Here is a 21,376-nt window from a genome sequence, read left to right as displayed (position 1 = left end):
CCCAGACTAGTAGAAAATGCAGAAAACGCCAATTGCGATTTCTTTCGCGCCGGGTTCAGGACTCCCCGGGCAATACCGTCACCGGCCCGATATCCAGGGCCTCGATATCCTCCCGGATCTTGTCCAGGTCCCCCACAATCACCCAGGTAAACTGGCCCGGGTCGAGGAATTTGTCTGCGGCCAGCTTCACATCCTCGCGCGTAAGCGCAGATACCCGCTGCGGGTACTCGGCAATATATTCCGGCGGTAACCCCTTCTCCACCTGCCAGGCAATACTGGAAAGCAGCTGCTCCTTGGTCTGGAAGCGGGCACTCTGCTTGAGCACCTCATCATCGCGGTAGTCCGCGAGTTCTTCCTCCGTAACCGGTTTGTCGCCCAGGAACTGGGTGTATTCCTTCAGCAACTCGGTGACGGCCTGGGCGGTCTTGTCGGTCTGCACCGGGGCAAACAGGACATAGGGACGCTGCCCCTCGGTATCCAGTGAGACCGCCCGGGCCCCGTAGGACCAGTGCTTGTCCTCGCGCAGGTTCATGTTCACCCGTGAGGTAAATTTCCCGGCGATGACACTGCTCATGGCGTCGAAAGCTTCGGCACCCTCTGGTTCCCATGACGGGATCACCAGCCCCGCAAGGATATAGCTCTGCTGGGCCCCCGGCCGGTCCAGCAGGAAAACGCGCGGCTCCGGGGGGCGCTCCACCGTTGGAATAGGGATCTCCGGCAGCTGGGTATCGGGGGCCTTCCAGCCGCCCAGGGCATTATTCAGCCGGGCCTTCAGGTCTTCAGCTTTTACATCCCCCACTACGGTCAGCACGGCATTGTCCGGGCGCAGCCAGGTATTGTGGAAGTCCACCAGGTCGTCGCGAGTGACGGCCCTGATGCCCGCCTCTGTACCCGAGCCGGTCAGCGGCGCACCATAGGGGTGGCCATCGCCATAGAGCAATGGCGGCAACTCACGCAGGGCAAGCCCCTGTGGTTGTGCCTTCTCCTGGCCGATGGCATCGATGCGATTGGATTTTACCCGGGCCAGGTCCTCCTCCGGGAACAGTGGGTTCTCGACCACCTCTGCCAGTAATTCCAGGGAGGGTTCCAGCTGCGTGGTCAACGCACTGAAGTTGATGCTGTTGTAGTCAAGCCCACTGCCGGCGGTAACACTGGCCCCCAGTTCTTCCTGCCTGCTGCTGAAGGCCAGGCTGTCGTACTTCCCGGCCCCCTCACTGAGCATACGCGCGGCCAGGGATGCCAGGCCCGGCTTGTCACCATCGGCAGCGGCGCCACTGCGAAACTGAAGGTTCATGAAAACTGCCGGTGTATCGTGGCGCTCGGCCAGCACCACCCGCAGGCCGTTATCGAGGGTAAACTCTTTCTGCGATGGCAGTTCCAGCTCAACCGTCTTGTCCACCGACGGCAGGCTGCTGCGATCGGCCCCCTCATCGGCCGCCTGGTACTCTTCCGCGGGCTTGATAATGAGTGTGTAACTCTCCGGGGTCAGCCAGCGCTCCGCAACGTCCTGGACTTCCAGCGCCGACACGCGGGAGTACTCCTCGAGCCCGGTGATCAGCGCGCCGGGGTCACCGTAGTAAAACTCTGATCGCGCCAGGATATCGCTCTTGCCGCCGAAACCGCCGATTTTCTCCAGCCCCTTGACCAGGCCGGCGAACTCGCTCTGCTTGATACGCCGCAATTCCTCGACACTGACCCCGTCCCTGGCAAACTGGCGCAGCTCCTCGTCCAGCAGCCGCTCCACTTTCTCCACCGGCTGGCCGGGTTTTACGTCCACCATGATGAACAGCTGCCCCGCCAGCTGGCGGCCGAAGTAATAGGCACTGACACTGGTAGCAACCTGCTCCTCCCGCACCAGTCGCCGGTAAAGCAGGGAGTTGTTGCGGTTCGCCAGCAACGAAGTCATCAGGTCCAGGGCATTTTCTTCCTCGCTGTCCAGGCCGGGGACATTCCATACCTTGTAAATACGCGTCTGCGGCACCTGGTCGGTGAGCACTTCGCGCTTGTCCGGCTGCACGGGCAGCTCCCAGCTTTCCAGCCGCGGGGGTACCGAGGTGCTGGGTATGTCGCCGAAGTACTTTCGCGCCTTGGCCATGGCTTCCTCGACGCCGATATCACCGGCGATCACCAGGATGGCATTGGCGGGCTGGTAGTACTCGGCAAACCACTGCTTGACGTCCTCCAGGCTGGCATTGTCCAGGTCTTCCATGGAGCCAATGGTGGTCCAGGAGTAAGGGTGATGCGGGGGAAAGGTACTCTCTGCGATGACTTCAAACGCCCTGCCATAGGGGGCATTCTCACCCTGGCGCTTCTCGTTCTTTACCACACCGCGCTGTTCATCGAGCTTCTCCTGGCTGATGGCACCCTGGAAGTGGCCCATACGGTCGGACTCCATCCACAGCGCCATATCCAGTGCGCCCCTGGGGACGGTTTCGAAGTAATTGGTACGGTCATTATTGGTGGTACCGTTCATATCGGTGGCTCCGGAGCGCTGGAACGGTTCGAAGTATTCACCGGGATAGTTTTCCGAGCCATTGAACATCAGGTGCTCGAAGAGGTGTGCAAAGCCGGTTTTGCCGGGCTTTTCATCCTTGGATCCCACCTTGTACCAGATATTGATCGCCACAACCGGCGCCTTGCGGTCCTCGTGCACAATCACGGTCAGGCCATTGTCGAGGGTTTCCCGGTGGAACGGGATCTCGATATCCGGCACTTCAACGTAGGCTTCCTGCTTGGCCGCTGCGGCGCGGCTACTGGCGGCAGCTTCCCGGTCAACCGTCAGCGCGCGGTGCTCACCCTCCCCGTTCTTCCGCCGGGACTCCTCGGGTGCGCCGCAGCCAGCCTGCAGCACCGCGGTGAAAAGTATGGTGATAAGCACAAAACGCGTGAGCATGGATGAATTCCCCGTTACCGAGCCGGCTTTGCGGTCCCGCCAGTGCGCTCGTGGCATTGCGGGTGGCACATACCGGGAAAGATAGTTTAGGCAACAAACTTCGGTGCGCGCCGGGCAAATCGGTCGACTGCCAGCGCCAACGGGCCAGGTGGCCAGCGGGGAGAAATGGGAGGAATAAAAAAACGGGCGCAGATGCGCCCGGGAAACTACTTCAGTTGGACTTCGCGACAATATATCGCCAGAGGGAGAAAGCTGCCTGGCGCCTTCCCCGCCGATCAGGTTATCGGCGGGGCCGGCGCGCCGCGTTCAACGTGACCCGGTGCGGGTCTTCACATCAGGCCGCGGCAGAATCAGTTTTTTTTACTGCGTCCTCGTGCCCGAAACGCTCTTCGGCAATACGGTCCGCCACATGCGCGGTAGTCTCGCCGGTCTCTTCGGCACGCTGGAAGATTTCCTGCATGGTGTCGGCGATACGCTCGATGTGCTCCTGGACCTGCGCGGGATCGTAGTTACCCTGCTGCTGGTAATACACATCGATAATGCCACCGGCATTGATCACGTAATCCGGGGCATAAAGGATGCCCTTCTCGCGCAGTACCTGAGCGTGGCGCTCCTCGGCCAGCTGGTTGTTGGCCGCACCGGCGATGGCACCCACTTTCAGTCGCGCGATGGTGTCGTCATTGAGGATGGCCCCCATGGCGCAGGGCGCGAACAGGTCCACATCCAGGTCAAAAATTTCGTCGGAGCCCACTGCAGTGGCACCCAGTTCGTTGACGGCGCGGTCGATGTTGTCCTGGAAGATATCGGTGACAAAAATCTCGGCACCTGCCTCTTTCAGCAGTTTGGCCAGGCGGAAGCCTACATTACCCACGCCCTGGATGGACACCTTCAGGCCCTTGAGGTCATCGCGGCCCCAGCGGTGCTTTGCGGTGGCCTTCAGGCCCACAAAGACGCCATATGCGGTAGAAGGGGACGGATCGCCACCGGTCTCGGAGCCCTCGATCAGGCCGGAAACAAACTCGGTGGTCTCGCCGATCACCTTCATGTCGGCAACACTGGTGCCGGAATCCTCAGCAGTGATGTAACGGCCACCCAGGGTATTGATGAATTCGCCCATGGCACGCAGCAGTTCCGGAGTCTTCTCCTTGCGCGGGTCACCGATAATCACGGATTTGCCGCCACCCAGCTTGAGACCCGCCATGGCGGACTTGTAGGTCATGCCGCGGGACAGCCGCAGTACGTCCTCCAGCGCCTCGCCATCATCGGCGTAGGGCCACATACGGCAACCGCCCAGTGAGGGTCCCAGATTGGTGTTGTGCACCGCAATAATCGCCTTCAGTCCGCTTTTGGCGTCCTGGTAAAAAGCCACTTGTTCGTGCTTATCGTAGGCGTGATGGGAAAATATACTCATTTTGTGTTCCTCTCCGGAGACCGGTTCTACAGCTGGGGAACAACCACAGCCCTTTGTGCATTTTTATTCGAGAATAAGATTATATCCATGATCAGGATATAAAGTTTGCAATCTTTGCACAAACAAGCGTCCAACGGGTTAATTTATCACACAGGCACATTATTTTTAGGATGAAGGGTCACTGTGACCCGGAAATGGCTTATCGGTCATTCACCACCTGCCCCGGGGGAGGGTTTAAACTGGTTCCGCAATCTCTGTCTGGTAGAATCCGCGCCCAAATCGACCCGTGTAGAGACCTCACGCATGCTGAACCCGGATGCCCTCAAGCAACTGAACCAACTGAAAACCGATATCCGCTCCACCAAGGAGTTTGCCGAGGGCCGGGTCCGCGGCAGCAACGGCAAATTCGGCTTCGTCATGCTCGACGATGGACGCGAGGCCTTTCTCCCTCCCCCCGAAATGGAACGCGTATTTCCCGGTGACCGGGTGCGGGTCAGCCTCACCGAGGAAAACAAGGGCAAACTGTCCGCTGAACTGGATGCCCTGCTCGAGAGCGACCTCAATCACCTGGTGGGCCAGTATGTCCAGCGGGGCCAGGGGCACTTTATCCAGCCCAGCCAGAACGGCCTGAACCGCTGGATCTTCCTGCCCCCCAAGGCCCGTGGCAAGGCACAGCCAGGCGAATTCATCGCCTGCAAGGTGATCCGTCACCCGTTCAAGGATGGCAAGGCCCAGGCCAAGGTACTGGAAGTAATCGGCGCACCGGAAATGCCGGGTATCGAGCATGCCTTTGTCGTCGCCCAGCACCAGCTGCCGGAGAAGTTCAGTGACGCAGCCCTGAAGCAGGCTGCGGACATCAAGCAAAAAATCGCCGAAGTGGCTGCCGGGCGCGAGGATCTCACGGACACCGGCTTCGCCACCATTGACGCCGAGTCCACCCGCGACATGGACGATGCCATTGCCGTCACTGCGCGCGACGGCGGCTGGACCCTGCACATCGCGGTCGCCGATCCCTCCAGCCTGATCGAGCCCGGTACCCCTCTGGACCGGGAAGCTTTCGAGCGCGCCCACAGCCAGTACCTGCCCGGCGAGACGCTGCCCATGCTGCCGCGCGAGCTCTGCGAGGAGGCCTTCTCCCTGCTGCCAGGGGAATTGCGCCCGGCGCTGGTACTGCACATCGACATTGACAGTGATGGCCGCATCGGCGGCAGCCGCTACGAATTCGCGGCGATTCGCTCCCGGCACAAGCTGAGCTATGACAACGTCAGCGGGTTTATCGATGGCGACCTCAGTGCCGTACCGGAAGACCAGCAGGAAAGCCTCCGCAACCTGGAAGCCCTGAGCAAGACGCGCGCCACCTACCGCGCGAGCCACTCCCTGATCATGGAGGACCGCCCGGATTACGACATCCTGCTGGATGAGAAACGCAAGATCGCCCGCATCGAGAAACGCGAGCGCAACGTGGCCCAGCGCATGGTTGAGGAAGCCATGCTGGCCACCAACATCGCCATGGGTGCGAAACTGGCAAGCCTGCAGCAGGGCTGCTTCTCGGTCCACCTTGGATTCCGTGACGAGCGCATGGGGGAGGTCAAGAGCCTGCTCAAGGAACTGCTGCCCGAGCACGCGGAAAAGGACCTGCACCAGCTGGACAACTACCTGGCGCTGGTGAAGTACCTGGAGACCCACGACGAGCCCCGGATGCAGAACCTGCTGGCAGTGCTCAAGCGCATGCTGCGCCCTGGCCAGCTGGCCAACAAACCCGGCGCCCACCTGGGCCTGGGCCTGGAGGCTTACGCCACCGTTACCTCACCGATCCGCAAGTACAACGACCTGCACAATCACCGGGTGCTGCAGGCAGCCGCTGCTGGACAGCAGACAGTGGACCTCGACGACGGGAAGATCGAGGGACTGCAGGACAGCCTGCTCCGCGGTCGCCAGGCGAATCGCGCCCTGGAACAGTGGCTCTACTGCCAGTTTATGCAGGACAAGGTGGGACAGGAATTTACCGGTAGGGTGACACTGGTCAATGGCGCCGGCCTGGGCGTTCGCCTGGATGACTTCGGCATCGATGGCTTCGTACGCCTGAACAGCGACAAGAAGAACCTGCCGGATTTCGACGGCAAGCACCTGACCCTGGCCCACGACGATCTCTCCTACCAGCTGGAGCAACCGGTGACCGTAAAGGTAGGCAGTGTCGACGTGGACAAGCGCCGCATCGCCTTTGAGGTGGTCGGCGGCGGTATCCCCGTGGCCACAGAGGCTGCCACCTCCGCTGCGGACGAGTAATGCACTGGCGCGGCCCTTCCGGGCCGCGCCCACCTGTCACTCCCCCGCCCCCAATCCTATAATTGCCACCGCAATTTCCCGGGCCGGGCCACAAGCCCGGCCGGCTCATACCCGCGGCCAGCCCATCCGGCCGGGACCGCGCCAGAAATAAATAAAGGAAGAAGGACGCAATATGTCATCCATTGCCGAACTGAACCCGACCCCGCTGTGGAAACATTTCTCCAGGCTGTGCGAGATTCCCCGGCCCTCAAAGCACGAGGAAAAGGTGGTGGCCTACATCCTCGACTTCTGCAAAGAACGTGGACTGGAAGCCAGGCTGGACCAGATCGGCAATATCATCATCAAGAAACCGGCCACTCCCGGCATGGAGGACCGCAAGATCCTCGCCATGCAGAGCCACGTGGATATGGTGCCGCAGAAGAACGCCGACACTGACCACGACTTCCTCAGGGATCCAATCCGCCCGCAGATCGACGGCGACTGGGTCACCGCCACTGGCACGACCCTGGGCGCGGATAACGGCATCGGCGTAGCGGCCATCCTGGCGCTGCTGGAGAGCACGGATATACCGCACCCGCCGCTGGAAGCCCTGCTGACGATCGATGAGGAAGCAGGAATGACCGGCGCCAAGCACCTGCAGCCGGGCCATTTTGAGGCCGAGCTGCTGTTGAACCTGGATACCGAGGACGAGGGCGAGCTGTACGTGGGCTGCGCCGGCGGCGTGGATATCAACGTGGCACTACCCTACTCCGCCGAACCACTGCCGGCGGGCCACAAGGCCTTCCGCCTGAGTGTGCGCGGCCTGCGCGGCGGCCACTCCGGGCTGGATATCGACAAGGGCCGCGGCAACGCCAACAAGATCGCCAACCGTATTATCGATACCGCCATCCGGGAGATCGAAGGGCTGCGCATTGCCGCGCTCGATGGCGGCACCCTGCGCAATGCCATCCCGCGCGAATCCTTCAGCACCCTCACGGTACCTGCGGACAATGCCGCCCGGCTGATGGAAATTGTCCTGCAGGAACGCGCAGTGAGCAAAGCCGAACTCGACAACGAACCGAAACTGGATATCGCGGTAGAGGAAACCGAAGCCCCGGCATCTGTCATGGACCGGGAGAGCGAGCGCAGGGTTATCCGCATGCTGCGCGCCTGCCCCAGTGGCGTGGAGCGCATGAGCACCACCCTGGAGGGCATCGCCGAAACCTCCAACAACCTGGCCCGCGTGGTTACTGAAGAAAATGACGGCGAATACCGGGTGCGTGTGCAGTGCCTGGTACGCAGCCTCTCCGACAGCGCCCGCGACCAGCACGGTCTCAATGTCGCCGCCGCATTTGAGCTGGCCGGCGCAACTGTGTCGCTGGATAACGCCTACCCGGGCTGGACGCCCAATGTGAAGTCACCCCTGCTTGCATTGATGAAAGATGTCTACAAGGATATGACCGGCGCCGAGCCGGAAGTAAAGGTCATCCATGCCGGCCTGGAGTGCGGCCTGCTGGCCAAGCCCTACCCCCACTGGGATATGGTTTCCTTCGGACCCACGATCCGCCGCGCGCATTCGCCGGAAGAGCGGGTACATATCGAGAGCGTGGCGAATTTCTGGGAGTACTTCCTGAAGGTGGTGCAGGCGATCCCGGCAAAGCACCACTAAAGCACGACCGATGTGGCTCGCCAGCGCGCAATTCCGATAGACTGGTCCCCCGCAGCAGGAGAGATTTCCCTCCGGGTGCGGGGTAAGCAGATAACAGGGAACCGGACATGATTTACGGACTTGGAGCTCTGCTCGTCATATTGCTGGTATACGGCCCCTCGCTCTGGGTCCAGCTGGTGATGTGGCGCCACTCGAAACAGCGGGAGGCCATGCCGGGCACCGGAGGCGAGCTGGCCCGCCACCTGGTCGAGCGTTTCGGCCTCGACGGCGTCACCGTGGAACGGGGACGGCCGAATGGTGACCACTACGACCCGGCGAAGAAAATAGTCTCACTGAGCCCCCGGGTCCACGACGGCAAGTCCCTGACGGCTGTCGCCGTGGCCGCCCACGAAGTCGGGCACGCGATCCAGTTTACCCGCAACGAGCCCGTCAGCCACCTGCGGCAGAAACATATGGGCAAAGCCTTCTTTATCCGGAGGCTGGGCACCGGGCTGATGCTGGCAATCTCTTCCCTGGCCCTGGTCGCCAGGGTTCCCCATATCTTCGCTGTTGCCGTGGCAATCGGTGTGCTGACCATGATGGCATCCGCGCTGATGTATGCCGCCATCCTGCCAGAGGAGTATGACGCCAGTTTCAACAAAGCGCTGCCGATCCTGGAAGAGGGATATGTACCTGCGGAGCACATGCCCGCGGTCAGGTCGGTGCTCAAGGCAGCGGCGCTCACCTACTTTGCCGGTGCCCTGACAGAAATGCTCAGCCTGTGGCGATGGTTGCGGTTTATCCGCTAGGCTGGACATTGCCCCGGTGAGACACCCCAGACAATATGCACCCCCAACTGGCACTTCCATACCAATCTGTTTTCAGCGTGGCCTCATGAAGCCAGAGATCACTATAACCAGGGGTAGTATTTCGAGCTGAATGGAGGATTGCGCCAGCCGTCTTTTTTAGATGCAGCTCCTCCCCCTGAGGTATTCGCAACCTGCAGAATCACCAGGATTGAGATCAACCGCACATTCTGTGAAACCAGAATAGCCGGGATCATCGTTCCGCCGAATAGTGCAACTTTTTTCCCAGGCAGTTGCAGCATTATCAACGCTCCTTTCCGCACCACACCCTTGGGCGGAAAGCTACTGTAAAAAGAACTCTCTGAAGTAACTCCCTCCCCCACCTGTTGGGCCGCTCACGCAGCGGCCTTTTTTCTTTCGAAGCTCTGATGCCACTACAAGTTGTTCACTTTTTCAGGACAACACGACCTGCAACAACCGGTTAACCGGACCCTATAACATTTCAGCAAGATTAATTTCATACTCCTGTAAATCCCGATTCATCAGGTGGCGCCATTGTAGCCGCGCCAGACAAGAGCCGCGGAGATGAAGCGCCGACGAGCGCTACTGCCCGATGGATGGCAACAACGAAGTGGCCGGGTTGAATAACCACCTGTTAAAGAGGGAACAAAGGAATGAACAGTTCAAAAAGATTACTTTCCACAGCTATCTCCATGGTTACCGCCATGGCTTCAGCTGGCACCGTTGCACAGGACAACAGCAGTGAAAATATCGAGGAAGTGGTAGTACTCGGTAGCGGCGAGACGTTCAACAGCAGTGCTGTTACCGATGCGATGCGCAAACAGCAGTCTACGATAACCAGCGTCAACGCCCTGATCGACAACCTGCCCGGGGTATCCGTCAACGAGGGGGATACTTACGGCTTTGACGACTGGTCAACCAATATCTCTGTGCGCGGCTTCACCACCAGCCTGGATGAGCAGCAGATCGGCACCACCATCGACGGCATCCCCAACGGCGGTTCCAACTATGGCGGGGGTTCCAAGGCCAACCGCTTTATTGACCCGGCCAATATCGGCGGTGTCGCCGTGTCCCAGGGTACTGCGGACATTGCCTCCCGTTCCAACGAGGCCCTGGGCGGCACCATCAACTATCGCACCGATGACCCCACCGAAGATCGCCGTATGCGCGTCGAGATGTCCGGCGGCGAGTTCGATGCTCAGCGCTACTACCTCCGCTATGACACCGGCAGCTTTGCAGAAGGCAGCACCCGGGCCTGGATCTCCTACTCAAACCAGGAGGCAACCGACTGGATTACCGAGACCGCCGAAAACGAACGCGAGCATGTCGCGGCCAAGGTGGTAACCACAGTCCCGGCTGGCACCCTCTCGGGTTATGTTTCCTACGATGACATTCACGAGGATAACTACCAGCGTATCTATTCCGCCGCCCAGTTCGAGCAGTTCCCGGAAAATGACTTCCTCAGCAGTGAATGGAGCGGTGTGCCCTATATCGACCAGCTATACCGTCGCGGCTGGTCCACACTGCGGGAGAACCTGCTCGGCTATGCGCAGTTCGACCTGGACCTGGCAGAGAGCCTCAACCTGAAAGGCAGTGTCTACTACCACACTAATGATGGGCGTGGCGACTGGGTACCGCCCTACCTGGTGGATGTCACCGATGACGGCGACAGCGGCCAGTCCGAGTTCCTCGGTGGCACCACCGCCATGACCGGTCGCAGTGCCGGCCAGTTTTTCTATGTGGACGCCGGCGGCAATGCGCTGGCACCGATCGAAGGCTGCACTTCCAATATTGTCACCATCTATGGCCAGGCCGGCGCACAGTACGACCCGGCATGTTATGAGGCCGGTGCCATCCCGGTGATGTCCTACCGTCATACGCACTATGAAAAGGAGCGCAGCGGCTTCAGCCTCGACTTCGCCCACAACGGTGAAATTGCCGGCCTGCAAAATGAGTTCCGCGGTGGCTTCTGGTACGAGGACGCCACCCGTGACGAACACCGGGACTGGCACCGGATCACCGATGCCACCAGTGGCCCGGAGTTCGACGGTACCCCCTACTGGGAGCAGTATCGCCGCAGCTATCCGCAGCAGACCAACAAGTGGTACCTGCAGGATGCCCTGACAATCGACAGCGTCACCCTGAGCCTCGGCGCCAAGCAGTTCCTGGTCGACGTGGAGCGCGAGGACCTGTTCTCCGAGAGCCTGGACGCAGACCTCGAGTCCGATTCCGATGTACTGCTGTCGGCCGGCCTGGTCTGGGAAGCTCCCATGGATGGCACCGAGGTATTTGCCGGCTATGCCGAAAACTTCAAGGCCATCGGTGACAGTGTCCTGGAACGGCCCGAATCCAACCTGGACAACCTCGACCCGGAAACTTCCGAGACCATCGAACTGGGCCTGCGGTACACGGGCGAAGCGCTGGCCGCCACTGCCACCCTGTTCCGCAATGAGTTCGATAACCGCATCATCTTCCTGGACAACAACACCGCGGCGGGCCCCAACTACCTGATCGGTACCAACGGCTCCTACTTCAATGCCGGCGGTATCGAGTCCGATGGCCTGGAACTGCTGCTGGACTATGACCTGAACCCGGGCCTCAATCTCTACGCTTCCTACACATTCCTTGATGCCAGCTATATCGGTACCGGTGATGCCGCTGTGGACGCTGCCCAGGGACTGGTACCGGGCAATAATGCAGTGGGCATTGCCGACCAGCTGTTCGTAGCCGGGCTGGACTGGCGTTCATCGCTGCTCTACGGCGGCCTGTCAGCCAAACTCACCGGCGACCGCTACGTGGACCTGGCAAACACCTGGGAGGCGGAGTCCTACGTCGTGGCCGACGCCTACCTGGGCCTCAACCTGGCGGACGTCAGCCCGGCACTGCAGGGGATCAGCCTCAACCTGGTGGTCAATAACCTGACGGACGAGGACTACCTCGGCACCGTGGTCTCCGGCGGCGCCTGGATCGGGGCACCCCGCACCGCCTCACTCTCCGCCACCGTGGATTTCTGACCGCTTATTGCAGCAATTGGCGGGCCGGCCCATGTCGGTCCGCCCCATAGCAGAGAGTACAATGTGTAAATCAAAAGTATCCCTGATCATTGTCATACTGGCATTGGCCGCCAGGGTCCAGGCCGCAGACAACCTGGTGCTCGTCACAATTGACGGACTGCGCTGGCAGGAGGTTTTCTCCGGCTACGACCCGGCACTGATGGATAATGAACAGTTCACTGAACACCGGGAACTTTTGCTGGAACAGTTCGGGGCCAACACGCCAGAAAGCCGGCGGCAGAAACTGATGCCCTTCCTGTGGGGCACTATCGCCAGGCAGGGACTGCTGGCGGGCAACCGGGCCAAAGAATCCCGCGTGGAGGTGGCGAATCCCTGGTGGTTTTCGTACCCGGGCTACAATGAGATCCTGACAGGCCGTGCCGACCCAGAGATCAGTTCCAACCGGGCCGTGCCCAACAAAAACCATACCTTCCTCGAGTGGCTGCATAGCAGGCCGGCCTACCGGGACCGCGTGGCTGCGTTCGGTAGCTGGGAAGTATTCCCGGCGATCCTGAACCGCGATCGCAGCGGCATTCATGTCAATGCGGGTTTCCAGGATGCCAGCTGGGCCGGCATGTCCGCGCGCGCCCGCTTCCTGAATGAGCTGCAGGCCAGTACTCCGAGCCCCTGGACCAATGTGCGGCTGGATGCATTTACCTACGGCTTTGCCCGGGAGTTCCTACAGCAGCGCAAACCGAGGGTGCTCTACCTGGCACTGGGGGAAACGGACGACTTTGCCCACGATGGCGACTATTACCAATACCTCAATGCCGCCCATCGCAGCGACAGCTTCCTGGCCGATCTCTGGCGGACACTGCAATCGATACCGGCTTACAAGGACAACACCAACCTGGTAATCACCGTCGACCACGGTCGTGGCCGTACACCCGGCGCCTGGCCGCACCATGCCAGTCGGCGCGCCGTGCTCAGCTACTTCGATAACCTCGGGGAGTTCCGGGAAACAGGGGTTGAGGGTGCCAGTGAGACCTGGATCGCCGCCCTCGGACCGGATATTCGGGCCGCTGGTGAACTTGCCGGCGGTGTAACGCTTTACCTGGACCAGGTAGCAGCGACTTCCCTGTTACTGCTGGGTGAAAACCCGGAAGCATTTGCGAGGACCTACAGCACCGAGATTGGCAAGCCAATCACCCGCATTATCGCCAGTGACGTCCAGGTATCCCGGTAGCATTCCCCAATGGAGAACGCTAGGGTTCGGTTTCCAGCGCCGGGGCAGTGCTTCTCGCCGCATCCCCGGTCGCTCGCTCCAGCCTCTGGCCCAGCAGCGCCACCAATGCAGGCATCTGCCGGATGATTGCGCGGTCCTTGTCCCGGTCCGTTTCCGCCAGAGCTTCCCACGGCTTCAGGTCCGGGTGTAGGAAGCGGCTGTCGTCCCGCTCGGGCCCGACGCTGTACCCGGCCAGTAACTTGTCCGCTACCCAGCGCTGATGCTCCACCCGGGCTAGGGTTTCCAGCATCGGCCCATCCCCGGGGAAGGCGGTCCCGGGTACGCCGTTGCCGGCTCCGTCGACGCGCCTGAAGCCGGCAATCCGCAGCTTTACGTCCAGGTGCGAAGCTGCCCGCTGATTGGCAAGTTTTTTGTAAAGGGGCAGTCCCTGCCAGTTTACTATCGAGGGATTATCCCTCTGTGACATCCCGGCACTACGCTGGCCTTCCAGATAATACGCATGGATCGCCATTGCGACCCGATCGAGGGCATCGTTGACCACCACATCAATCGTGATGGTTTCGTCCAGGCACTCAAAGTGCTCGATCGGCTCAGCCGGGTCAATGCGGGACTTGTCCCGGGAAATGGGCAGGAAATCATCGTCCACGACGTCTGCAATCCAGGACTGCTGGTTCAGGCAAACCACAAAATTGACAGCGTCGGTTCCCAGGGCATTACGCATGCGGTTCAGGCGCCTTACAGCGAGGATGCCATCGGCATCATGGGGCAAGGCGCAGTAACAGGCCACAAACTGCTCGGCCTGCATGAGCTCACCCCACTGCTCCAACTTGATCGCAACCGGGTCCTGGTAAATAAACTCCAGGTCGACAACCTGCTCAATATTGGCGCAACGATGGTAGAAGCGCGCCACTTCCCTTCGGCATTCCTCTTCGCACATGACGACCACACGGGGCTTGCGAAAATCAGCGTAATGAGCAGTGAGTGCATACTGCACCAGCAGCGAACGGGCCAGGGAGCCAAAACCCAGGATAAGTATATTCATCCTCCTGGAATCCGCTCCCCGGGGCAGGTAATAAAGGTCGGGAGCACAGTAATCAAAAATATTCCGGGCAATATAGATATCCCGGTTAAAAATTTTCAACTCCAGTTTCTCATCCACCAGGCTGAAAAAACTGTGGTTCTGGAAGATTTCACAGATCTCGGGGGAGTTGACCTGGATATGGCAGCGAAGCCTCGGGGTCGGCTTTTTTACGCCCCTTACGGCTCGCCCCCCGCTCTTTTTACCCTGCACACGTACCAGCCGGTGTACCACCTTGGCTACGGCGATATTGGCCTCGTCGTCACCGGTAAATACAAAGACCTCGCGCGCCGCAGTGACTTTTGCCCGGATAAAGGTTGCCGGATCCATTGCATCCCCAATCACCGGGATAGCCCCTTGCGCGGACAGTGCCGCAACCCTGGGATTAACCGGGTTATGGTCGATTACCACCACGGCATGGGGACTCTCGGCCAGGTACTGCCTGGCCAGGCGAAGCCCTGTCTCGCCGATGCCGCAGATGATCACATAGCGGTGAGGGCGGAATCGCAGCAGAAACAGCGCCAGGTGCTCGCCAGTTCTCAACCAGATGGTCTTGATTGCCGTGTAAACGAGCAGGAATGGTGCCAGAATCCGCACCAGTTGCAGTGAGAGCGGCCAGCCCTCGGTGGTATCCGGGCCATTGAAGATGAATAGCTTGATCGCGCTATACAGGGCATCCCAGTGGCGCTCCAGCCCCGGGCCGGATCCACTGAGGACCTGGTAGTAGCCCAGGTAACCAAATACAAACAGCACACTGACCAGAAAGGAGACTATCAGCCATTCATTTCGCAGGGCCCAACCGCGGACCCGTTTACGCTGCGAAAACACGCTCATCGCCAATGCCCTCTTGTCACCAGTCAAAAGACCGTGCCCGCAAGACGGGGCACGGATTCAGCCCGCAAACTGATGGTTTACGCCATCGTGGTGTTCTTGATCATGGGATCCAGTACAACAGGCGGCTGCGAGGCATCACTGGTATCAAACAGGGTCAGGGTGTAGCTCCAGGTATCACCGTCATCATTTTCATCAGTGACAACCAGGGTGCGGTCTCCACTTTTTACGTTCTTGATGGAGAACTCGCCCTTTGTGTTGGAGGTAATACTGCTCGCCAGGAAGGAGCCTTTTGTGAAGCTGTAGTCACTGTAGACATCATCGGCGAGACGGAAGGCAATATCCACAGCGGTGCCCTTCTTTTTGCTGATGGTGATAGTGCCAGCCTGGTCGATGGAGGCAGGGTTACTATCCTGGCCGGGATCCTTTACAAACTCGACCTCACAGGAAGCGGGATCATCGGGATCAAAAGCGGGATTCTTGATAATGTTGATGCGAAACTTTGCATTACTCATAACTCTCTCCTTGAGACAGGTTTAGTACCTCGGGGTTGGCTTCCAGGCCGATACACTGCCTGGCTACTGCAATCACTTGTGAGTCTGTCGGCCTTCCCGGGCCGAGCAATGGCACGAACGAATCCTCGCCACAGTACAGGTTAAAATCCATGCGGTTGTCAGTGCCGGCCAGCAGCCGCTGCCCTTCGAGGAGCCCGGCTCGCCATTCTTCTGCCCCGGCACTGCTATCCATGGCTTGCAACAGGCCGGAAAGTACCCGGAGCGGCTCCAGCAGGCGCTGCTGGCCTGTCGCATCAAGCCCTGCAGCCCATCGGGAAAAATCTCCGACGGAGCCCACCAGGACGTCCCGGCGGGCACTGCCAAAATATTTAAGTGCCAGCTTGAATTCGGCCTGCCACCGCAGCTGCCGGACCTCAAAGCGCTCCGGCATTTCCCTGGCCAGCGAACGTATATCGGCCAGTAACCGGTCTGCTTCTGCGGTTCCGATATGCCCGATAAGCGCATCATTCAGGTGGAACTTGTAGGCGCGCAGGCGGTAGTCGCGGTTCTCCGGATCCTGTTGCACAAGCTCCCGGGCAGTTTCCCCGGCCAGGGCACGGTAGCGTGTTAGCGCGACGGTATCGCCAGTGCGGTGATACAGCCGTACCAGCGCGTTCTGCGCGGTCATGGTGTAATCGAGCAGGTTGTTGCGATCCGGTTCCCGGGCCAGCCAGTCATCGATCAGGCGCAGCTCTTGTTGCCGGCTGTCGATGGCGGAGTCGAATTCCCCCAGCATGAAATACGCCGAACCGATCCAGGCGAGGTTATTGATCCGCGCCTCCCGGTTATCATTATTATCTGGCAGACCGGCGAGGATGGTCCCCGCCTCCTGGAACAATTCCAGGCCCTCGCGATACTGCGCATCCCGGAATTTCAGCACTGCCTGGGTATTGAGTGCATAGAACAGCTCCATCTGCCATGCAGGCCTGGCAGGCTCCAGCCGGACCAGTTGCCGCGCCAGCTGGAGATACTCGTCGAACCACCTCTGGGCCTCTCGGTAGTGACCGCGCTGGTAATCGGGATAGCCTACCCAGAAGACGCTCTGCGCGTGGTCAAAGATGCGATCGGCGTTGGCGGGGTCCCGTGCGAGCAATTCGCCGGTGGTAACGGCTGCCCGGGAGAACAATTCGATGGCTGCGTCCGTATCCCCGGACAGGTCGCGGATCTCTCCCAGCAGGTGCATCGCAGAGGCCTGCCTGGCCAGCGCATCGGCGTTCAGTGCACTGTGGCGCTGGGCGCGATAGAAACTGAGGACTTTCTCCCCCACCAGGTCAAGCGCATCGAGCCTGCCGATAGGCTCCAGCCGGTCCCGCAGGTCCGTCAGCATGAAGTTAACCAGGTCCTCGGCTGCCAGGCGCCTCTTTTCGGCGATATCGCGGGCATTGATGGCGGCGTAGGATAGCGCCGCCAGTATCGTCACCGCGACCAGGGCCGTCGCCGAAATCAGTTTCTGCAGCTGCATCCGCCGCTGGTGGTCGCGCCGGGCCAGTTCGTCCAGTCCCAGCCCCAGCATGGTTGCCAGCAGTTTGAGGAGCGCCATGCGCTTGCCATCACCCCGGGACCGGATATCCGAGGCAAGGGGCTCTGCCGGCTTATCGCTAAGGTTTCCGCTGCGGTCTATCCGGAATCGCAATGCCGGCGGCAGGCACTCCTGTTCGGGCCGTCCCGACAGAGAGGCAAGGGGCTCGCCATCGACAACCAGGGCGAGGATACGGCCCTCACCATGCTGTCGCTTGAAAAACAGGATTTCATCATTGACCCAACGGGAGGCGGCAGCTGCCGGCGAGCACACCACCAGCAGGTAACGACTCTCCAGCAGCGGTTGCCGCAAGTGCTCTGTCAGGTCCGGCCCCACGGAAAGATCAGTTCGGTCACGGAATATTTTTCCCGGGCGAGCCTGGAGAATCCCCTCCGGGGTCCGGCGGCCGACCAGGTGACGGGGCAACCGGTAAGACTCCAGCGCACGCTGCAGCCACCTGGCGTGGCGCTCATCGGTGTGGCTGTAGCTGATAAATGCCCGGTAACGCTGGGAGTTATTATTTTCGCTCATCTGAGCCCAGTACCCGGCGGATTCGAAGGCAAAGAGACTATTCGAATTTTATCGGTGAAACCAGCAGGCTTTTTCCGTCAAGATGAAAGCGACGCAAGCGAGATTGTTTCTGCGCCAGTTTCACTCTGGGGCAGCTAATTCCCGCCACTCGCTGTCGCGCCGGCTGACCAGGTGCCCGATAGAGACGCCAATTGCAAACAACCGTCACCTGGCGGGTATTTCCTTCTCAGGTCGTGACGGGGTATATTCGTCACGACTGTCCGTCCATTGATTCAAGGAGAGGCTCCAGTGTCCGCAACTTTATACAGAACGGCAGTGTTCGCCGCCCTCGCGTCCCTGCTTGCCGGCTGCGGGACTGCCACCACCCTGGGACAGCCCGACCGGGAAGTTGCCGCAGAACTCCGCCGCCAGAATACCTATTGTGAATCCCTGCCACGGGTATACAGCGGTGTCTCTTACAATGTCTGCAAGTTGAATTCGAAGCGGAGCTCCACCGTAATCCTGCCAATTGCCGGCTTCTATGTCTTCGATACAGTGCTGTCGTCAGTAACCGACACGGTTGTGCTGCCCTTCACTATTTACTCACAGAATAAGGACGGCAACCTGCGGCTCGATGTGCCTCGCTAGTTTTATTTCCGGGAATCCCGCCGGCCCACTATCGCGATGCAAAGGACAACTGTGCAGTTAATATTTAAATCCCTGCTTATTTTTCTTTTGGGCGCAGGGCCGGCCATTGCTGGCACGGCAACCTCTTCATCCTCCCCCTTTACCATTCCCCGCACGGAGACGATCGCAGTAACCGACCCGGAAACACAGCGAAACTACGAGCTGTTTATCAAATTGCCCCGCAGTTATAAAAAGCAGGGCATGGGCGACAGGCGCTACCCGGTAATTTACATGACCGATGCCATGTATACCTTCCAGGTTGTTTCCGGCGCCACCCGCTACCCCATGGCCATCAAGAAAACGGAAGAAGCCATACTCGTGGGTGTGTCATGGGATAAAGCTATTCACTCGACCCCAAGCCGCGTCCGCGACTATACCCCATCGATCGACACCGAATGGAAGCTCGAAACCGGGGGCGCCGAGGCGCACCTGCGATTCCTGCGCGATACGGTGTTCCCCACCGTCGAGGAACACTATCCGGCGGATCCGGCGGGCCGTACCTATGTGGGCAATTCCCTGGGTGGCCTGCTGGGTGCCTATGCGTTACTGAAACATACCGGGATGTTCCGGAATTACGTTCTGGGGAGCCCATCACTCTGGTTCGACGAGCGGATTATTTTCGACCTGGAGGCAGAATACGCGCGAAAGCGCCAGGACCTCAGGGCCAGGGTCTACCTGTCCATCGGTAGCCTGGAGCATCCGGGGCACTATAAGAGCTGGCCCCACGACCTGGTGGCTGACGCGGACCGTTTCCACCGAACCCTGTCCGCCAGGCAATACCCCGGCCTGGAGCTGGAATACCGGGTCATTGAGGGGGCTGACCACGAGACGGCCTTCCCCACGACGGCCATCCAGGGGCTTTACTGGCTGTTCAGGATTTAACCAGGGCCGCCCTCTCCAAAGACAAAACTGCGGACGGGGCACTGGCTGTGACCGGCCGCTTCACGCATAATTGCCGGCCGCTTCCGAAAACAGAATGAATGGCCCGTTGTATGTGGTTCAAGAACCTGCGTGTATACCGCCTCACCAAAGAATTCGATCTCACTGCCGAAAAATTGAACGAATTACTGGAGCCGGGGCAGTTCGTGCCCTGCGGCAGCCAGGACGCGGCCCGCTACGGCTGGGTGCCGCCACTGGGACGCCACGGCTCCGTGCTGGTCCACAGCACCAATGGCTACCTGATGGTCTGCGCCAAGAAACAGGAGAAAGTCCTGCCCGCCGGCGTGATCAATGAGAAGGTGGACGAAATGGCCCAGGCCATCTCCCAGAAGGAAGGCCGCCAGGTGGGCCGCAAGGAGCGCCAGAACCTGAAGGACGAGGTCCTGATGGAGATGCGCCCCAAAGCCTTTGCCCGTTCCCGCCTGCATTACGCCTATATCGCGCCCCGCGACGGCTGGGTGGTGGTGGATGCCTCTTCGGCGTCCGCCGCAGAGGAACTGCTGGAAAACCTGCGCGAGGCGATCAGCAGCCTGGCGGTGGTCCCTCTGGCGGCCAAAAACCTGCCGCAGCAAACCATGACACACTGGCTGCATGCCCCCGAGGCACCGGCGCAGTTTGAGTTCGGCCATGAGTGTGAGCTGCGCGACCCGAAAGACAGCGGCAGCGTGATCCGCTGCAAGAACCAGGACCTGTGTGCCGAGGAAATCCACAACCACCTGGTGGCGGGAATGCAGGTGCACAAGCTGGGCCTGACCTGGCGTGGCGGCGTGGAGTTTCTCGTTGACGACCAGCTGTCCCTGAAACGGGTGAAGTTCAGTGATGAGCTGATCGAAAAAGCGGACAGTGCCGACGCCGACAATGCGGCACAGCGATTCGACGCCGATTTCTCAGTGATGACCATCGAGATCTCCGCCCTGCTCACGGACCTGCTGGCAGCTTTCGGCGGTGCCAACACGGAAACAGCAAGCGTGGAGGAAATCGTCGCGCGGGCGTCCCGTGCCGAATCCGAACATGCAGCGGCGGAGGTAGACGAGGTCGTCTTCTGACCGTCACCGCGAACAGGAAATTAGCCCCGGGGACAACCCCGGCAGGAAAAGAGGAGGGGGCTCTCACTGACAGCCCCTACTTTCCTGCAACAAGGCAAAATTTAAATACGGCCCGTTACAACACGCGTAACTGCCCGGTATAAGCCCGTTCCCGAGCACTGTTCCCTACCCTGCCTGTTCAGCCTATACCGCAGAGCCTGGCAGGCCATCGCGGGCACTGGATCCTGCTCCAGTCCCCGCCCCTAAACCTCTTTGCCTCCTTCATGGCCATTCCAACCATCAACTAATCGACGAGCCATACCGTCCTGCCCCGGAACAAAAACAGCGGGTAGACACGACTGCAACCGGAAATTATATTCACGCCAGACCGCTTGTTAAAAAGTTTTACCAGGATTCAACTAATGAAAAAGATTTTATTTTTATTATGTCTTATGCCCGGCCTTACGGTTGCAAAGGTGGATACCCACTTTGGGCTGGGCCTGGGAACGCAATACGGTGGCCTGGCAGGTTTCAAGTTTACCCTCGGCAACGGAGGTGACAGGTTTTCAGCCGGCGCCGGGATAGCAAATTCAGACTGGGACACAGAGGACGCTTACGGTATTGCCCTCGCATGGGAGCGGCTGATGACGGACCAGCATGCACTCGGTGCTTTTGTCCGTACCAGCCACCGCGACCTGAATCATGTAGCCATCACCAGGTACGACGCGATCCAGGACACTCTCGTCATAGAGCGCGCCGGCACCTTTTACGAAACCTTTGTGGGTGGCTCCTACACCTATTATTTCGACAGCGCAAAAAATAGTGGATTATCGGCTGGGATCAATATCGGCAAGGAATACACTCATTCCGATAGCTACCAGGAGTTCGAGAACGGCATTACCTGGGGCCTCCAGATTGGCTACCAGTTTTAACTGGTGACAGTGTGCCCC

General features: G+C 59.9%; 15 protein-coding genes. 9 read left to right on the top strand and 6 right to left on the bottom strand.

Annotation, left to right across the window (positions count from 1 at the left end; genetic code table 11):
- Positions 1–55: 55 nt before the first annotated feature.
- Both LVE68_RS17355 and LVE68_RS17350 read right to left on the bottom strand, forming a co-directional pair.
- Positions 56–2,893 (bottom strand): M16 family metallopeptidase, encoded by a 2,838-nt coding sequence (locus LVE68_RS17355; RefSeq protein WP_232941703.1) that lies wholly within the window; start codon positions 2,891–2,893, stop codon positions 56–58.
- A 334-nt stretch (positions 2,894–3,227) separates the two neighbouring features.
- On the bottom strand, positions 3,228–4,304 hold the full coding sequence (locus LVE68_RS17350; RefSeq protein WP_232941702.1) for a Glu/Leu/Phe/Val dehydrogenase dimerization domain-containing protein: 1,077 nt from the start codon (positions 4,302–4,304) through the stop codon (positions 3,228–3,230).
- A gap of 303 nt (positions 4,305–4,607) precedes the next feature.
- Between LVE68_RS17350 and LVE68_RS17345 the strand changes: the two genes are divergently transcribed.
- The 3 genes from LVE68_RS17345 to LVE68_RS17335 all read left to right on the top strand — a co-directional run bounded on the left by LVE68_RS17345 (position 4,608) and on the right by LVE68_RS17335 (position 9,026).
- A complete protein-coding gene (locus LVE68_RS17345) occupies positions 4,608–6,590 on the top strand; it encodes a VacB/RNase II family 3'-5' exoribonuclease (RefSeq protein WP_232941701.1) in 1,983 nt (660 codons plus the stop codon).
- A 172-nt stretch (positions 6,591–6,762) separates the two neighbouring features.
- Positions 6,763–8,238, top strand: a complete 1,476-nt coding sequence (locus tag LVE68_RS17340; protein ID WP_232941700.1) for an aminoacyl-histidine dipeptidase — start codon at positions 6,763–6,765, stop codon at positions 8,236–8,238.
- Between the two features lie 107 nt (positions 8,239–8,345).
- Positions 8,346–9,026: a zinc metallopeptidase gene (locus LVE68_RS17335; RefSeq protein WP_232941699.1), complete on the top strand. Its 681-nt coding sequence runs from the start codon at positions 8,346–8,348 to the stop codon at positions 9,024–9,026.
- Positions 9,027–9,127: 101 nt separating this feature from the next.
- Here LVE68_RS17335 and LVE68_RS17330 read toward each other — a convergent pair whose 3' ends face one another.
- The gene (locus LVE68_RS17330; protein ID WP_232941698.1) at positions 9,128–9,325 is read right to left on the bottom strand and encodes a hypothetical protein; all 198 of its coding nucleotides are present in this window, start codon (positions 9,323–9,325) and stop codon (positions 9,128–9,130) included.
- Between the two features lie 372 nt (positions 9,326–9,697).
- Here LVE68_RS17330 and LVE68_RS17325 point away from each other — a divergent pair, with 372 nt between their 5' ends.
- Together LVE68_RS17325 and LVE68_RS17320 are read left to right on the top strand one after the other, a co-directional pair.
- Positions 9,698–12,058, top strand: a complete 2,361-nt coding sequence (locus LVE68_RS17325) for a TonB-dependent receptor domain-containing protein (protein WP_232941697.1) — start codon at positions 9,698–9,700, stop codon at positions 12,056–12,058.
- A 61-nt stretch (positions 12,059–12,119) separates the two neighbouring features.
- Positions 12,120–13,283 (top strand): alkaline phosphatase family protein, encoded by a 1,164-nt coding sequence (locus tag LVE68_RS17320; RefSeq protein ID WP_232941696.1) that lies wholly within the window; start codon positions 12,120–12,122, stop codon positions 13,281–13,283.
- A gap of 19 nt (positions 13,284–13,302) precedes the next feature.
- On the opposite strand, the gene LVE68_RS17315 is transcribed toward LVE68_RS17320, so the two are convergent.
- From LVE68_RS17315 to LVE68_RS17305, 3 genes are all read right to left on the bottom strand, one after another.
- Positions 13,303–15,195 (bottom strand): NAD-binding protein, encoded by a 1,893-nt coding sequence (locus tag LVE68_RS17315; protein WP_232941695.1) that lies wholly within the window; start codon positions 15,193–15,195, stop codon positions 13,303–13,305.
- 77 nt (positions 15,196–15,272) lie between these two features.
- Complete coding sequence (locus LVE68_RS17310; RefSeq protein WP_232941694.1) at positions 15,273–15,707, bottom strand: hypothetical protein; 435 nt, start codon at positions 15,705–15,707, stop codon at positions 15,273–15,275.
- The gene (locus tag LVE68_RS17305) at positions 15,700–17,796 is read right to left on the bottom strand and encodes a toll/interleukin-1 receptor domain-containing protein (RefSeq protein WP_232941693.1); all 2,097 of its coding nucleotides are present in this window, start codon (positions 17,794–17,796) and stop codon (positions 15,700–15,702) included. Before LVE68_RS17305 ends, LVE68_RS17310 begins: the two co-directional genes overlap by 8 nt.
- Positions 17,797–18,084: 288 nt before the next feature.
- Between LVE68_RS17305 and LVE68_RS17300 the strand changes: the two genes are divergently transcribed.
- The 4 genes from LVE68_RS17300 to LVE68_RS17285 all read left to right on the top strand — a co-directional run bounded on the left by LVE68_RS17300 (position 18,085) and on the right by LVE68_RS17285 (position 21,358).
- A complete protein-coding gene (locus LVE68_RS17300; RefSeq protein ID WP_232941692.1) occupies positions 18,085–18,423 on the top strand; it encodes a YceK/YidQ family lipoprotein in 339 nt (112 codons plus the stop codon).
- A 36-nt stretch (positions 18,424–18,459) separates the two neighbouring features.
- Entirely contained in the window at positions 18,460–19,344 is an 885-nt protein-coding gene (locus LVE68_RS17295) for an alpha/beta hydrolase (protein ID WP_255701146.1), read from the top strand.
- Between the two features lie 110 nt (positions 19,345–19,454).
- Positions 19,455–20,447: a recombination-associated protein RdgC gene (gene rdgC / locus LVE68_RS17290; protein WP_233006739.1), complete on the top strand. Its 993-nt coding sequence runs from the start codon at positions 19,455–19,457 to the stop codon at positions 20,445–20,447.
- Positions 20,448–20,848: 401 nt separating this feature from the next.
- Positions 20,849–21,358: a hypothetical protein gene (locus LVE68_RS17285; RefSeq protein ID WP_232941690.1), complete on the top strand. Its 510-nt coding sequence runs from the start codon at positions 20,849–20,851 to the stop codon at positions 21,356–21,358.
- Positions 21,359–21,376: the final 18 nt, after the last annotated feature.

The organism is Microbulbifer sp. YPW16, from assembly GCF_021290385.1.
GTDB classification, from domain to species: Bacteria; Pseudomonadota; Gammaproteobacteria; order Pseudomonadales; family Cellvibrionaceae; genus Microbulbifer; species Microbulbifer zhoushanensis.
The sequence above is the reverse complement of the archived record's forward strand: the minus strand, read 5'-3'. Positions and strand labels throughout refer to the sequence as shown.